The organism is Burkholderia sp. BCC1996 (assembly GCF_905339955.1).
Taxonomy (GTDB): Bacteria; Pseudomonadota; Gammaproteobacteria; order Burkholderiales; family Burkholderiaceae; genus Burkholderia.
Genome location: NZ_CAJPHM010000009.1, coordinates 205,761 through 220,418 on the forward strand (window position 1 = coordinate 205,761; position 14,658 = coordinate 220,418).

At 70.1% G+C, this 14,658-nt stretch carries 12 protein-coding genes; 5 read left to right on the forward strand and 7 right to left on the reverse strand.

From position 1 onward, the window contains the following. The first annotated feature begins 202 nt into the window (after positions 1-202). Both U4Z64_RS15820 and U4Z64_RS15825 read left to right on the forward strand, forming a co-directional pair. Entirely contained in the window at positions 203-4,705 is a 4,503-nt protein-coding gene (locus U4Z64_RS15820) for a DEAD/DEAH box helicase (RefSeq protein WP_321820436.1), read from the forward strand. A 138-nt stretch (positions 4,706-4,843) separates the two neighbouring features. Beyond that, the gene (locus U4Z64_RS15825) at positions 4,844-6,118 is read left to right on the forward strand and encodes an APC family permease (RefSeq protein WP_124484993.1); all 1,275 of its coding nucleotides are present in this window, start codon (positions 4,844-4,846) and stop codon (positions 6,116-6,118) included. A 96-nt stretch (positions 6,119-6,214) separates the two neighbouring features. On the opposite strand, the gene U4Z64_RS15830 is transcribed toward U4Z64_RS15825, so the two are convergent. From U4Z64_RS15830 to pcaQ, 3 genes are all read right to left on the reverse strand, one after another. Beyond that, positions 6,215-6,511, reverse strand: coding sequence for a Fis family transcriptional regulator (locus U4Z64_RS15830; protein WP_321820437.1), 297 nt, complete (start codon positions 6,509-6,511; stop codon positions 6,215-6,217). A 70-nt stretch (positions 6,512-6,581) separates the two neighbouring features. Beyond that, positions 6,582-6,941: a type II toxin-antitoxin system RelE/ParE family toxin gene (locus tag U4Z64_RS15835; RefSeq protein WP_321820438.1), complete on the reverse strand. Its 360-nt coding sequence runs from the start codon at positions 6,939-6,941 to the stop codon at positions 6,582-6,584. A gap of 107 nt (positions 6,942-7,048) precedes the next feature. Next, on the reverse strand, positions 7,049-8,062 hold the full coding sequence (gene pcaQ / locus U4Z64_RS15840; RefSeq protein ID WP_321795187.1) for a pca operon transcription factor PcaQ: 1,014 nt from the start codon (positions 8,060-8,062) through the stop codon (positions 7,049-7,051). Positions 8,063-8,339: 277 nt separating this feature from the next. Here pcaQ and pcaH point away from each other — a divergent pair, with 277 nt between their 5' ends. Beyond that, positions 8,340-9,047, forward strand: a complete 708-nt coding sequence (gene pcaH, locus U4Z64_RS15845) for a protocatechuate 3,4-dioxygenase subunit beta (RefSeq protein WP_124484995.1) — start codon at positions 8,340-8,342, stop codon at positions 9,045-9,047. A 3-nt stretch (positions 9,048-9,050) separates the two neighbouring features. Continuing rightward, positions 9,051-9,644 carry a protocatechuate 3,4-dioxygenase subunit alpha gene (gene pcaG / locus U4Z64_RS15850; RefSeq protein ID WP_044842915.1) on the forward strand — a complete coding sequence of 198 codons (594 nt, stop codon included), beginning with the start codon at positions 9,051-9,053 and terminating at the stop codon, positions 9,642-9,644. A gap of 461 nt (positions 9,645-10,105) precedes the next feature. Here pcaG and U4Z64_RS15855 read toward each other — a convergent pair whose 3' ends face one another. Continuing rightward, entirely contained in the window at positions 10,106-10,885 is a 780-nt protein-coding gene (locus U4Z64_RS15855; protein WP_044842914.1) for an AraC family transcriptional regulator, read from the reverse strand. Positions 10,886-11,027: 142 nt separating this feature from the next. Between U4Z64_RS15855 and U4Z64_RS15860 the strand changes: the two genes are divergently transcribed. Then, on the forward strand, positions 11,028-11,807 hold the full coding sequence (locus tag U4Z64_RS15860; RefSeq protein ID WP_321820439.1) for an alpha/beta hydrolase: 780 nt from the start codon (positions 11,028-11,030) through the stop codon (positions 11,805-11,807). Between the two features lie 35 nt (positions 11,808-11,842). Here the strand turns inward: U4Z64_RS15860 and U4Z64_RS15865 are convergent, their stop codons facing one another. The 3 genes from U4Z64_RS15865 to gsiD are packed head-to-tail and all read right to left on the reverse strand — an operon-like array spanning position 11,843 to position 14,651. Continuing rightward, positions 11,843-12,670, reverse strand: a complete 828-nt coding sequence (locus U4Z64_RS15865; protein ID WP_321820440.1) for a M55 family metallopeptidase — start codon at positions 12,668-12,670, stop codon at positions 11,843-11,845. After that, on the reverse strand, positions 12,667-13,758 hold the full coding sequence (locus U4Z64_RS15870; RefSeq protein WP_321820441.1) for a P1 family peptidase: 1,092 nt from the start codon (positions 13,756-13,758) through the stop codon (positions 12,667-12,669). Before U4Z64_RS15870 ends, U4Z64_RS15865 begins: the two co-directional genes overlap by 4 nt. Next, positions 13,758-14,651, reverse strand: a complete 894-nt coding sequence (gsiD, locus tag U4Z64_RS15875) for a glutathione ABC transporter permease GsiD (protein WP_044842910.1) — start codon at positions 14,649-14,651, stop codon at positions 13,758-13,760. The genes U4Z64_RS15870 and gsiD overlap by 1 nt, the downstream gene beginning before the upstream one ends. Positions 14,652-14,658: the final 7 nt, after the last annotated feature.

A 14,658-nucleotide genomic window follows, 5' to 3' on the forward strand; every position in this document is an offset into this window, starting at 1 on the left:
TCTCTCCCCCATCCGGCACCCGTGAACGAGCAGGTGCCGCTGCGCGCGCACGCCCGTTGAAATGCCGGCGCCGCGCCTCATCTGAATCTCCGGCGCGCGCGTTCCCCCCCGCGCGCGGTGCCCGGCACGCGCACGCGACGTCTGGCACACTGACGATTCGCGCGCGGCCGCCCGCGCGCTCGCACCCCATTTCAACGCTCCGATGGACGTCACAGCCACCCGCCCCGCCCACGCGCTCGACGTGTTCCACCCGGCCGTCGCCGCGTGGTTCCGCCGCACGTTTGCCGCGCCGACCGGCGCGCAGGCACTCGCATGGCCGCACATCAAGGCCGGCCGGTCGACGCTCGTCGCCGCACCGACCGGCTCCGGCAAAACGCTCACCGCGTTCCTGTGCGCGCTCGACGACCTCGTGCGCGATGCGCTCGCGCACGACGGCGCGCTGCCCGACGCGACGCTCGTCGTCTATGTGTCGCCGCTGAAGGCGCTGTCGAACGACATCCACGTGAACCTCGACGCGCCGCTCGCCGGCATCGCCGACTCGCTCGCGCAGCTCGGCCTGCCGGTGCCGGCGATCCGCACCGCCGTGCGCACCGGCGACACCACGCAGGCCGAACGCGCGGCGCTGCGCAAGCGCGCGCCGCACATCCTCGTGACGACGCCCGAGTCGCTGTACGTGCTGCTGTCGTCCACGTCGGGGCGGCAGATGCTGTCGAACGTGCGTTCGGTGATCGTCGACGAGATCCACGCGCTTGCGTCGTCCAAGCGCGGCAGCCATCTCACGTTGTCGCTCGAACGCCTCGACGCGTTGACGGGCCGCGCGTTGCCGCGCATCGGGTTGTCGGCCACGCAGAAACCGATCGACGCGGTCGCGCGCTTCCTGGTCGGCGGCCCGGCCGATGCGCCGCGCGAATGCACGATCGTCGACACCGGTCACACGCGCGAACGCGACCTCGCGCTCGAACTGCCGAACGTGCCGCTCGAGCCGGTGATGGCGACCGACGTGTGGGGACAGGTGTACGACCGGATCGCCGCGCTTGCCGCCGCGCATCGCACGACGCTCGTGTTCGTGAACACGCGGCGCACCGCGGAACGCATGGCGCGCCATCTCGCCGACCGTCTCGGCAAGGACGCGATCGCCGCCCACCACGGCAGTCTCGCGAAGGAGCATCGCTTCGACGCCGAACAGCGGCTCAAGCGCGGCGAGCTGAAGCTGCTCGTCGCGACCGCGTCGCTCGAACTCGGCATCGACATCGGCGACGTCGATCTCGTGTGCCAGGTCGGTTCGCCGCGCGGGATCGCACCGTTCCTGCAGCGCGTCGGACGCTCGGGGCACCATGTCGGCGGCGTGCCGAAGGGCCGCCTGTTCCCGCTGTCGCGCGACGAGCTGGTCGAATGCGCGGCGCTGCTCGATTGCGTGCAACGCGGCGAGCTCGACGCGTTGCGGATTCCCGAGGCACCGCTCGACGTGCTCGCGCAGCAGATCGTCGCCGAAGTCGCCTGCGCGGAATGGCAGGAGGACGCGCTGTACGCGAGCTTCACGCGCGCGGCGCCCTACGCGCGCCTGTCGCGCGAACGCTTCGACGACGTGATGAAGATGCTCGCCGAAGGCTTCACGAGCCGCCGCGGCGTGCGCGGTGCGTACCTGCATCGCGACGTGGTCGGCGGCACGGTGCGCGGGCGCCGCAACGCGATGATGACCGCGACGACGTCGGGCGGCACGATTCCCGACATGGCCGACTACGCGGTGCTGCTCGAACCGCAGGGTATCCAGGTCGGCACCGTCAACGAGGATTTCGCGGTCGAGAGCCTCGCGGGCGACGTGTTCCAGCTCGGCAATCAGTCGTACCGGATCATTCGCGTGGAAACCGGCCGTGTGCGCGTCGAGGACGCGCAAGGTCAAGCGCCGGGCATTCCGTTCTGGCTCGGCGAGGGGCTCGGGCGCAGCGACGAGCTGTCGGCGGCGGTCGGCCGGCTGCGGGCGCGGCTCGACGGGCTGTTCGCCGAAGGCGATCGGCACACGGCGGCGGCCGAACCGAAGCGCGCAGGCGGCGACACGGCTGGCAAGTCGGGCACGCGCGGCAAAACCAGGAAGGCGGCCGAAGCCGACACCGCGACCGATTCGCGAAGCGATCCCGCCGGCACCGCGATCGCCCCGCCCGCAAGCCGCCTTGCGCCGGCGCTGCGCTGGCTCGTCGACGATCTCCGCCTGTCGCCCGATGCGGCCCGCCAGATCGCCGACTACCTCGCGCGCACGCGCGCGGCGCTCGGCGCCCTGCCGACGCAGGACACGCTCGTGATGGAGCGCTTCTTCGACGAATCGGGCGGCACGCAGCTGGTGATCCATTCGCCGTTCGGCAGCCGTATCAACCGCGCGTGGGGGCTCGCGCTGCGCAAGCGCTTCTGCCGCACGTTCAACTTCGAGCTGCAGGCCGCCGCGACCGACGACGCGATCATTCTTTCGCTGTCGCTCGCGCACAGCTTCGCGCTCGACGAAGTGTGGCGCTACCTGCGCTCGGCGAGCGCCGAGCACGTGCTGGTGCAGGCGCTGCTCGACGCGCCGATGTTCGGCGTGCGCTGGCGCTGGAACGCGACGACCTCGCTCGCGCTGCCGCGCTTCACCGGCGGCCGGCGCACCGCGCCGCAACTGCAGCGGATGAAGAGCGACGACCTGCTCGCGACCGTGTTCCCCGACCAGGTCGCGTGCGTCGAGAACGTCGTCGGCGAACGCGAGATTCCGCACCATCCGCTCGTCGACCAGACGCTCGACGATTGCCTGCACGACGCGATGGATACCGACGGCTGGCTCGCGCTGCTGCGCCGGATCGAAAGCGGCGCGATCGAACTGATCGCGCGCGACCTGCCCGCGCCGTCGCCGCTCGCGGCCGAGATCCTGAACGCGAAGCCCTATGCATTCCTCGACGATGCGCCGCTCGAGGAGCGCCGCACGCAGGCCGTGCAGTCGCGCCGCTGGAGCGATCCCGAATCGGCCGACGATCTCGGCGCGCTCGACGCCGATGCCATCGATGCGGTGCGCGACGAAGCGTGGCCGCTCGTACGCGATGCCGACGAAATGCACGACGCCCTGCTCACGCTCGCGTGCGTCGCCGACGGCGAAGCGCACGCGCACGAAGGCTGGCCCGAACGGCTCGCGGAACTGGCCGAGCGCCGTCGTGCGACGCAACTCGTCACGCCGGACGGCGCCGTGCTGTGGGTGCCGGTCGAACGGCTGGTCTGCATGCGCGCGCTGCATCCCGACGCACGCGTCGCGCCCGCGCTGAAGGTGCCGGCCGCGTGCGCGCAACCCTGGGAAGCCGATGCCGCGCTCGTCGACGTGATCCGCGCGCGGCTCACCGGCTTCGGGCCATCGACGCTCGACGCCATCGCGCGGCCGCTCGGCCTGCCGTCCGCGGCGATCGCGACCGCGCTCGCCGCACTGGAGCGCGAAGGCTACGTGATGCATGGCCGCTTCACGCCGGGCGCCACGACCGACGAATGGTGCGAACGCCACCTGCTCGCGCGCATTCATCGCTACACGGTCAAGCGGCTGCGCCGCGAGATCGAACCGGTCGAGCGCGCCGATTTCATGCGCTTCCTGTTCCACTGGCAGCACCTGACGCCCGATACGCGCGGCACGGGCCGCGACGCGCTCGCGGCCGTCGTCGAGCAGCTCGAAGGCTACGAAGCCGCGGCAAGCGCATGGGAAGACGCGCTGCTGCCCGCGCGCCTGACCGACTACACGGCCGGCGGCCTCGACGAGCTGTGCCGCTCGGGCAAACTCGTGTGGACCCGCATCGGCACGCCGGCGCGCGCGGCCGGCACGCCCGTGAAAACGACGCCGGTCGTGCTGCTGCCGCGCCGCCACCTCGGCGCATGGCAGGCGCTGCGCGACCCGGACGCGCAGCCGGCGCTGTCGGCGCGTGCGACGCAGGTGCGCGATGCACTTGCCGCACACGGCGCGATGTTCTTCGACGCGCTGCTCGACGAACTGCACATGCTGCCGGTCGAACTCGAGCAGGCGCTCGGCGAACTCGTGTCGGCCGGCCTCGTGAACGCAGACAGCTTCGCCGGGTTGCGCGCGCTGTTGAAGCCCGCGGTCAAGCGCAGCGCGACCTATGCGCCGCGCACGCGGCGCGGTGGCGCGCTGATCGGCGGGATGGACGACGCCGGCCGCTGGGCGCTCGTGCAACGCATGTCGGCGCCTGACGATGCGCCAACCCCGGCACCGAAGCGCGGTGCGCCCGCGACCGATCCCGATGCGCTCGAACACATCGCGTGGACGCTGCTGCGCCGCTATGGCGTGGTGTTCTGGCGGCTGCTCGAACGCGAAGCCGACTGGCTGCCGAGCTGGCGCGAACTCGTGCGGGTGCTGCAACGTCTCGAAGCGCGCGGCGAGATTCGCGGCGGCCGCTTCGTCGCGGGGCTCGCGGGCGAGCAGTTCGCGCTGCCGGAAGCGATCCCGGTCCTGCGCGAGCTGCGTCGCCAACCGGGCGACGGCCAGTACGTGTGCGTGACTGGGGCCGATCCGCTGAACCTTGCCGGCACGCTGTTGCCCGGCGACAAGGTGCCCGCGCTGGCCGGCAATCGCGTGCTGTTCCGCGACGGCGTGCCGGTCGCGTCGCTCGTGGCGGGCACGTTCCATTACGCGCCCGAGCTGCCGCCTGCCGCGCGCGAGGATGCGCGCCTGCGGCTCGCACGCCGCCACTGACTCCTGACATCGGCTGACACACGGCACATCGCGGACTACTGAACGCCGCGCGGCAGCACCGCGTACGTTCGGGTAGCATCGAACGATTCATTGCGCGCCCGAGCGTGCCCATAACGAGCCTTCAGGAGACTGCCTTTCATGCCCTCGCATGCCGATTCGCCCGCCGTTCATCACGCGGGCTCGCTGACGATTTTCCAGGGCGCCGCGCTGTATATCGGCGCGGTGCTCGGCACCGGCGTCATTGCGTTGCCCGCGCTCGCGGCCGAGGTTGCAGGCCCTGCATCGCTGCTGGCGTGGGCCGCGCTCGTCGTGCTGTCGGGGCCGCTTGCCGCCACCTTCGCCGCACTCGGCGCGCGCTATCCGGACGCGGGCGGCGTATCGACCTACGCACGACGCGCATTCGGGCCGAAGGCCGCGGCAATCGTCGGCTGGTGTTTCTATTTCGCGGTGCCGGCCGGTGCGCCGGCCGCCGCGATGTTCGGCGGCGCGTACGTCGCCGCCGTCACGGGCGGCGGACACGTCACGGTGATCGTCACGGCTGCCGCGCTGATCGCCACGGTGTCGGCCGCGAATGCGTTCGGCGTCACGGTGTCGGGCCGCATGCAGCTCGTGCTGTCGGCGCTGCTCGTCACGCTGCTGCTGGCCGCCGTGCTCGCGTCCGCGCCGCATGCGAGCACGGTGAACCTGCATCCGTTCGCGCCGCATGGCTGGCTCGCGGTCGGCCAGGCTGCCGCACTGCTCGTGTGGAGCTTCGCGGGCTGGGAAGCGATCACGCACCTCGCGGCAGAGTTCCGCCGGCCCGCGCACGACATGCCGCGCTCGGCCGGTATCGCGGTCGTGGTCGTCGGCTTTCTGTACCTGTCGGTCGCGGCCGCGAGCGTCACGGTGCTCGGGCCTTCGGCCGGCGCGTCGGGTGCGCCGCTCGCGGAACTCATCGCGGGCGGCATCGGCGGTCACGCGCAGGTGCTGGCGGCAGCGGCCGCGCTGCTGCTCACGCTCGGCACGATGAATGCGTATTTCGCGGGCGCGGCGAAGCTCGGCGCAGCGCTCGGGCGCGACGGCGCACTGCCTGCGTGGCTCGCACAAGGCAGCCAGGTCGGCGGCGTGCCGCGCCGAAGTCTTGGCGTGATCGCGGTGCTGGCCGTCGTCGCGCTGGCCGCGACGACGCTCTCGGACGTCGGGCCGAAGCCGCTCGTGCTCGTCACGTCCGGATGCTTCGTGATGGTGTACGGACTCGGCGCGGCGGCCGCGCTGAAACTGCTGCCGCGCGGCGGCATCGCATATCGCTGCGCGTGGATTTCGCTGGTCGCCGTCGCCGGGCTGTTCCTGACGACGGGGTGGTTCATCTTGTGCCCGCTGCTGCTTGCGGGCGGTGCGCTGCTTTATCTGCGGATGGCCGGGCGACGCACGTGAACGCGTGCCGGCGCCCGTGTGCGGACGAGCAAACGTGCGCTCGCCGCGCTGCGCCGGCACGCCGCGAACCGGCCGCGCACCGCTGCGCCGCGGGCGTCAGGCCGGCACCAGTTTGAAGCTGAGCCGCTTGCCGAGTGCGGTGGCCGCGCTCGCGAGCGTCGCGAGCGTGAGGCTCGTGTCGGTTTCGTCGAGCAGCCGGTTGAGCGCGGCGCGGCTGGTCTTCATCCGCGCGGCCATCGCGGTCTTCGTAATGTGCTGCGCCTTCATTTCCTGGCCGATCTGCCACGCAATCACGCGCTTGATCGCGGTGGCGGTGGCCTCTTCGAGATGGCCTTCGTCCTCGAGGAAGCTGTCGAAATCGCTGCCGATATGCGGGTTGTTCGTGGTCGTCATGGGTACTCCAGTGCATGGCGTGGCCGGCCGGCACATCGCCGATCGCATGTGCCGGCGCAGCCGGAGGAATTCAGATGGCGCGCGTCAACGCTTTCAGCCGCGCGACGGTCACGTCGAGATCGTCGGACGGCGTGGCCTGCGACTGCTTGAAGAACGCGTGCAGCAGCACCATCGTGTCGCCGACGACCGTGAACAGCACGCGCGCGCTTCGCTGCGGCAACATCACGCGGATTTCCCACAGATCCTGCGACATCTTCCGGACCAGCAGCATGCCGAGCGGCCAGCCGAGTTGAACGGTCTTGATCTCTTCGCCGATCACCCTGCGCTCGACCTGCCCGAGCGCCTTGAGCCATTCGCGCACCGGCTCGTTGCCACGCGCGGTGCGGAAGAACCGCACGTCGAGCGTGATCTGAATCTGCTGTCTCGCCATCGTCGTGTCATCGAGTGTATCAAAAACGGTACGATACGCCAAGCACGACGACACCCGCTACTGACCGAATGGCTAACGAATGACGGTGAAAGAGCGGCAGCCGGACGTCATCCGTCCACGCCCTGCCCGGCGTCTCGACGCTGGCGGCGAGCCGGCTTGCGCGCGCCACGGGGGGCGCGATGGGCGTGCGCATCGCCGAACCGCGCCTGCGCGATGTCGCGCACGGCGTCGATCAGCGTCCGGGCGACGGGAGACGGTTGCGCATCGGTGCGCAGCACGAGCCCGACCGGCTCGTCGGTGCCCGCGGACGGCAGCGGCAGCCGCGCGAGCGCGCCGGCCGACAAGTCGTATTCGGCCGCATAGAGCGGCACGAACCAGACTGCGTCGTTCTCGAGCGTGAGCGCACGCGCGACCGACACCGACAGCACCTCGATGAACGAATCCAGCGGCGGCGCGCCGCACGCGCCGAGCAGCTGCTCGGCCGACTGGCGGATCAGCGTGCCGAACGGCGGCAGCACGACCGGATAGCGCGCGAGCTCGGCGGCCGGCGCGGCACTCGCCAGCAGCGGATGGCCGGCGCGCACGACCGCGACGAGCGGTTCGTTGTACAGCTGCTCGAACGCGAGCCCGATCATCCGTTCCGGCTCCGACAGGCGCCCGATCGCGCATTCGATCGCCCCTGCCTTCAGACGCTCCAGCAGCTCGGTATTCGCAGCCGTCGCGATCCGCACCACGATGCGCGGCCAGCGTGCGGTCAGCGCCTTCATCAGCGCGGGCGCGAGCGATGCCGCGACCGTCGGCAGCATGCCGATTTCGAGCGTCGCCGCGGCCGCGCCGCCTTCGCGCGCGAGCAGCCCGACACCCTGCCGCAGCGCCAGCACGCACGCGTTCGCGTGCGGGATGAACAGTTGGGCTTCGCGGGTCGGCTGCGCGCCGTGCCGCCCGCGTTCGAACAATTTCACGCCGAGGATCGACTCCAGTTCGGCGATCGTCTTCGACACGGCCGGCTGCGTGATCGACAGGCTTTCGGCCGCCTTCTGCACGCCGCCCAACTGCGCGACCGCGAGAAAACACTGCAGGTGCCGGAATTTGACGCGGCCGTCGGCGATACGGTTATTCATAACGGGCGGTTATGCGAATGGTGATATCACGCCATTTTGCATAACTTTCCGGAAAGGCCCAAGCATTCGGCGCGACGTCACGCATGACGCCGCAGCGCATGGAATCCGGTCGCCGGGCAGCAGCGCGATCACGCCGCCTGTCCGGCGGATTTTCATGGGTACCGCCAAACATAACGAACAGTTATGCGATTCGCGAAAAAAGGTCATTTTGCATAACTTTCCGGATTGGCTAAAGTCTTGCCATCCACTTCGCGAAATACCTAACAGGAGACGCCCGATGGATTCCCCCACGATCCTCACGCCGCGCGACTGGCCGTCGCATCCCGCGTATATCCACCCCGAGTACCGTTCGTCGGTCAAGCGCGGCCCGACCCGCCCGCTGATCCCGCTGAAGGAAAAGCTGCGCGACCAGTACGTGCCCGTCTACGGCACCGACGATCTCGGCGCGCTCGACCACGACCTGACGAAGAACGCCGTGAAGAACGGCGAACCGCTCGGCGAGCGCATCGTCGTCACCGGCCGCGTGCTCGACGAAGGCGGCAAGCCCGTGCGCAACACGCTCGTCGAGGTATGGCAGGCGAACGCGGCCGGCCGCTACGTGCACAAGGTCGACCAGCACGACGCGCCGCTCGACCCGAACTTCCTCGGCGCAGGCCGCTGCATGACCGACGCCGAAGGCCGCTACCGCTTCCTGACGATCAAGCCCGGCGCGTATCCGTGGGGCAACCATCCGAACGCATGGCGCCCGAATCACATCCACTTCTCGCTGTTCGGCGACTACTTCGGCTCGCGCCTCGTCACGCAGATGTACTTCCCCGGCGATCCGCTGCTCGCGTACGACCCGATCTTCCAGGGCACGCCGGAAGCGGCGCGTGACCGCCTGATCTCGCGCTTCTCGATGGACATCACCGAAGAAGGCTATGCGCTCGGCTACGAATTCGACATCGTGCTGCGCGGCCGCGACGCCACCCCGATGGAGCGCTGAACCATGACGACGCTGAAGCAAACCCCTTCGCAGACGGTCGGCCCGTACTTCGCGTACGGCCTGTGCCCGCAGCAATACGACTACGACCTGAAGAGCCTGTTCACGCCGGCGATCGCCACGCCCGACGCCGAAGGCGAGCACGTGCTGCTGGTCGGACAGGTGTTCGACGGCGACGGCAACGTCGTCAGCGACGCGGTGCTCGAATTCACGCAGGTGGACGGCGCGGGCCGCTATCCCGCGTCGCGCGACGACATCGCGAAGTCCGGCTTCACGGGCTTCGCACGCGTCGGCACGGGCACCGATGCGCAGCACCGCTTCGTCGTCCAGACGGTCAAGCCGGGCCGCGCCGCCGCCGACGAAGCGCCGCACATCAACGTGACCGTGATGATGCGCGGGATCCTGACCCACGCGTTCACCCGCGTGTATTTCGACGACGAAGCCGCGGCGAACGCGGCCGATCCGGTGCTGAACCTCGTGCCGGCCGAACGCCGCGCAACGCTCGTCGCGAAGCGCGACGCGCAACCGGGCCGGCCCGTCGTGTACCGCTTCGATATCCGCATGCAGGGGCCGGACGAGACCGTGTTCTTCGACGTGTGACGCGCGAGCCGGCGCACGCCGGCTGCCCGCACCGAACCGCCGTGTGGCGCGATACCGACAGGCATCGCGTCGTGCGGCGGTTTTCGCTTTGGGGCCGCCACATTCGATGCCGTGCCGCAGCACGCCCGATCGGGTCGGCCGACGCCCCTTGGTTGACTGCTCCCGCCTCCGGCATCAAACGCGCGATTGAAACGCATGCTGCGACAGCACATGAATCGTCGGGCCCGCACGATATCGTTTGCGCGTTACACGGCGTATGCTTTGCTATCTGCCCGACATCGACGGGATTGAATCGGAACAGGCAACAATTTCACCCGCAATGCGCGAACACTGCCCCGCTGCCTGAGCGCGCATTTTTCTGACCGAGTGCCTTCAAGCGCGTCTGACCGAAACCTGGCAGACGCGTTTTTTTCGTCCGCGACCGGAGCACGCCGCCGCACTCGCTGCCGCCTCCGTTCCGGCTAGCGGCGAACCTCCAGATACCGGCTCGGCGTTTCGCCGAGGATGCGGCGAAACGCCGACGTAAAGGCGCTCGCGCTCGCATAGCCCAGATCGAACGCGACCCGCGTCACCGGCTGCCCGTCGCTCAGGCGGGTAATCGCCGCCAGCATGCAGACCTGCTGACGCCAGGCGGCGAAACTCACGCCGGTCTGCGCGCGGAACAGCCGCGTAAACGTGCGCCGGCTCACGCCCGCGTCGGTCGCCACCTGGTCGAGATCGGCGGCGATCGACGGCGACGCGAACAGATGCCGGCAGATCTTCGCGAGGCGCGCGTCGGCCGGCAGCGGCGCGTGCAGCGACAGCCGCGGCATCGTCGCGATTTCCGCGACCAGCAGCGCCATCAGCTTGCCCGCTCGGCCGTCGACGTCGTACATCGCCGGCAGGTCGATCGCATCGTCGATCAGTTGCCGCAGGAGCGGCGACACGCCGTACACGCCGCACTGGTCCGGCAGCCCCGCGGCCTCGGCCGTGTCGTCCGACACGAACGTGTTGAGCATTGTGACCGGCCCGGTCATCGTCATTTCGTGCCGCACGCCGGCCGGCACCCAGCACGCGCGCTGCGGCGGCACCAGCCAGCGGCCGTGCGGCGTCGACACGCTGATCGTGCCGCGCGACGCGAACGCGAACTGCCCGCGCCGGTGCGCGTGCTCCGGAAACGTCGTGCCCGCCGCGTAGTCGTTGGCGGTCACCACGACGCTACGGGGAATGTCTTCGTAGGGATCCAGCAGCGTATTTCTCAAGGCCCGAATTCCATCATGAATGACCCGATATCGAAGGCGGGTCACCTTCGATCGGTCTACGATCCGCTCCACGCTTGCGCGGCCGGATGGCCGCAAGACCCGACGGCCGCATCGGCCGGATAGCGACTTCTTCGGAGCGGAGATGCCCAATACGTTTCATCGCATGGGGGACGGCCCCCACCCTGTTCTCGTGCTGCACGGCTGGTTCGGCGACGCGCGTGCGTTCGAGCCCGTCGAGACGTGGCTGTCGCACGAACGCTTCACCTATGTGTTCATGGACTACCGCGGCTACGGCGGCATGCGCGGCGCGCACGGCGCGTACTCGATCGCCGAAATCGCCGCCGACACGCTCGCCCTCGCCGACGCGCTCGGCTGGCGTACGTTCAGCCTCGTCGGCCACTCGATGGGCGGCATGGCGATCGAGAAGGTCGCCGCCATGGCGCCCGACCGGGTGCGCGCGCTGGTGCCGATCGCGCCGGTGCCGTGCGGCGGCTTGCCGTTCGACGCCGCGCGACGCGCGCTATTCGAACGCGCCGCCGACCACCTCGCCGATCGCCGCACCATCATCGATCGCAGCACCGGCGGCCGGTTGCCCGCCGCCTGGGTCGAGTGGAAAGCCGCGTATTCGGCATCCTGTTCGTCGCCGCACGCGTTCGGCGCGTATTTCCGCGCGTGGGCCGACACGGATTTCAGCGACGACATCACGGGCCACCATCCGGTGAAGGTGCTGATCGGCGAGCACGACCCGGCGTTCGACGCGGCGCTGATGGCGCGCACCTATCTGCGGCGCTATCCGCGCGCAACCGTCGACGTGCTGCGCAATGCCGGTCATTACCCGATGAACGAAACCCCGCTCGCGCTGGTCGCCGCGATGGAAGCATTCCTGCTCGACACGGCGGCAGACCGCGCGCCCGGTGTATGACGCGCCGCGCACCGACGGCATCCGGTCGGCACGCATCACCGCAGCATGAACGACATGGCCGACAGGCTGTTCAGCGTGCGCACCACGTGCTCGACCGACGGCCCGTCGAAGCGCAGCGTCACCGCATCGACCCGCTCGAGCGACGGCAGCACGCAGAACAGATCGGCGAGCGCGGCCGTCTGCACGCGCAGCGTGCAAGCGGCCGGCGCGGGCCGGTGCGCGCCCGCACGCCAGCCGGACGAGAGCGCATGCGCGACCGTTTCGCGTGCGGCGGTCGCGATGCGCGCGCAGGACGCGGCCGGCGTGAGCGTGTCGCCGCTCGATGCGCCGCCGGCCGTCTTGACCGTCTCGAAACGCGCGTCCGGAAACAGCGGCCGGGTTTCCTCGGCGAATACGTCGTCGCCCGACGCCAGCGCGACGTGCGCGCCGTATTCGCGCGCCAGCGCGCCGTACAGCCCGGCTTCGCCGAGTTCGACGCCGTCCAGCCAAACCTGCGTGAACGCGAAGCTGTTGATGGTGTGTGCAAGCACGCCGCGCGTCTGCGACTTCGCATGGAAGCCGATCATGAACACGAGGTCGGGCTGCTGCTCGAGGCCCGCCATCATCCCCAGCATGCGCGGCTTGCCGAGCACGACGCGGGCGCGGGCATCGAGCCCGTCGGGCAACAGATTGCGGAAGCCGCCGTGCGAATCGTTGACCCAGACGGCCTTCGCGCCGCCGGCGAACGCGCCTTCGATCGCCGCGTTCGCCTCGGCGGTCATCCAGCGGCGCGCGCGTTCGTATTCCGGATTGCCGGCACGCGTCTGCTCGAGGGCGAACACGCCGGCGACACCCTCGATGTCGGTCGAGATCAGAATCTTCATGAATGGCTCGGACGTCCTTCGTTGCCTGCGTTGAATAACCGTTCGAGATCGGGCACCGCATCGCGCAGCGATTGCCGTACGTGGCCGTCGCGGCCGGTCACGGTCACGGCCTGCAGCAGCGCGTCGGCGATCGCGTGCTCGACGCTTTCGGCCGCGGCCATGAACAGCGGGTCGAGCGCCGCATCGGCCACGAGGGCCGGCAGCGCGACGGTCGACGCATCGTGCGCGATCGTGTACGCGGTGGAAAAGGCGAGCGCGATGTCGCCGCTGCCATGTCCGTAGACCGAGCCGGTGCGGGCGAGCCCCGCGCCCGCGCGGCGCGCGAGCCGCGACAGTTGCCGCGCGTCGAGCGGCGCATCGGTCGCGAGCAGCAGGATGATCGAGCCTTGCTCGGGCGGCGCCGCGTGCGTCGGCTGAGCGTCCGCTGCGGCACGCCGCTGCGCGACGATCCGACCGACCGGCACGCCGCCGAGCGTCAGCATCGGCAGCCGGCCGAAATTCGCGAGCACCAGCGCGCCGACCGTATACGGCCTGCCGGCCGCGACGGCCACGCGCGACGCGGAGCCGATCCCGCCCTTCAGGTCGAAACACGACATCCCGCGCCCGGCGCCTGCCGCGCCACGTGCGAAATCTCGCGCCGCGGTATTGCAGGCTTCGTCGTAATGCGCGGCCGTCACCGCGAACGCCTGGATGTCGTTCAGATAGCCGTCGTTGCACTCGAACACGAGCGGGTTGACGGTCGGCCAGTCGCGGCCGATTTGCGGGTTCTCCGCGACCGCCGCGCGGATCTGCGCCTGCGCCACCGCGCCGACGCCGAACGTGTTGGTCAGCGCGATCGGCGTTTCGAGCGTGCCCAGTTCGTCGACCTGCACGAGCCCGACGCTCTTGCCGAAGCCGTTGATCACGGCCGCGCCGGCCGGCACCTTGCTGCGGTACAGGTCGCCCGGGTGCGGCTTCACGACGGTGACGCCCGTCTGCACGTCGCCCGCATCGAGCGTCGCATGGCCGACCGTCACGCCCGGCACGTCGGCGATCGTGCCGCGCGGCCCGGCCGGCAGCGTCGCGGCCCACATGGGCACGGCTTTCATCAGCGCCGCTCCAGCTTCGGGTCGAGCGCGTCGCGCAGCCCGTCGCCGAGCAGGTTGAACGCGAGCACGGTCAGGAAGATCGCGAGGCTCGGGAAGATCGCGACGTGCGGCGCGGTCACCATGTCCGCGCGCGCCTCGTTGAGCATCGCGCCCCACTCCGGCGTCGGCGGCTGCGCGCCGAGCCCGAGGAACGACAGGCTCGCGGCCGTGATGATCGACGTGCCGATCCGCATCGTGAAGTAGACGACGACCGACGACACGGTGCCCGGCAGGATGTGCCGCATGATGATCGTCCAGTCGGACGCGCCGATGCTGCGCGCGGCTTCCACGTAGGTCATGTGCTTGAGCATCAGCGTGTTGCCGCGCACGAGCCGCGCGAACGCCGGAATGCTGAAGATCGCGACCGCGCAGATCACGTTGACCATCCCGTTGCCGAGGATCGCGACCACGCCGATCGCGAGCAGGATCCCCGGGAACGCGAACAGCACGTCGGCCACGCGCATCGTGATGCGGTCCCACCAGCCTTCGTAGTAGCCGGCGAGCAGCCCGAAGAACGTGCCGATGAGCGCGCCGAGCGCGACCGAGAAGAAGCCGGCCGCGAGCGAGATGCGCGTGCCGGTCACGATCCGGCTGAAGATGTCGCGGCCGAGCGAGTCGACGCCGAACCAGTGCACGGCCGACGGCCCCGCGTTCAGCGCGTCGTAGTCGAAGTAGTTCTCCGGATCGAACGGCACGATGTGCGGGCCGACGAAGGCCAGCACGACGAGCGCGAGCACGAAGCCGCCGGCGACCAGCGCGACGGTCTGCTTGCGGAACTTGCGCCAGAATTCACGCCACGGCGTGCGGATCGTGTTCGATGCGGCCGGCGCCGCGGGCTGGACAGTCGCGTTCATGCTGGCC

Bases quoted from the DNA above. Each gene is read 5' to 3' on its own strand.
- U4Z64_RS15870 (WP_321820441.1), bottom strand. From the start codon at position 13,758: ATGAAAGCCGTGCCCATGTGGGCCGCGACGCTGCCGGCCGGGCCGCGC.
- U4Z64_RS15820 (WP_321820436.1), top strand. From the start codon at position 203: ATGGACGTCACAGCCACCCGCCCCGCCCACGCGCTCGACGTGTTCCAC.
- U4Z64_RS15865 (WP_321820440.1), bottom strand. From the start codon at position 12,670: ATGAAGATTCTGATCTCGACCGACATCGAGGGTGTCGCCGGCGTGTTC.
- pcaQ (WP_321795187.1), bottom strand. From the start codon at position 8,062: ATGAATAACCGTATCGCCGACGGCCGCGTCAAATTCCGGCACCTGCAG.
- gsiD (WP_044842910.1), bottom strand. From the start codon at position 14,651: ATGAACGCGACTGTCCAGCCCGCGGCGCCGGCCGCATCGAACACGATC.
- U4Z64_RS15830 (WP_321820437.1), bottom strand. From the start codon at position 6,511: ATGACGACCACGAACAACCCGCATATCGGCAGCGATTTCGACAGCTTC.
- U4Z64_RS15835 (WP_321820438.1), bottom strand. From the start codon at position 6,941: ATGGCGAGACAGCAGATTCAGATCACGCTCGACGTGCGGTTCTTCCGC.
- U4Z64_RS15825 (WP_124484993.1), top strand. From the start codon at position 4,844: ATGCCCTCGCATGCCGATTCGCCCGCCGTTCATCACGCGGGCTCGCTG.
- pcaG (WP_044842915.1), top strand. From the start codon at position 9,051: ATGACGACGCTGAAGCAAACCCCTTCGCAGACGGTCGGCCCGTACTTC.
- pcaH (WP_124484995.1), top strand. From the start codon at position 8,340: ATGGATTCCCCCACGATCCTCACGCCGCGCGACTGGCCGTCGCATCCC.
- U4Z64_RS15860 (WP_321820439.1), top strand. From the start codon at position 11,028: ATGCCCAATACGTTTCATCGCATGGGGGACGGCCCCCACCCTGTTCTC.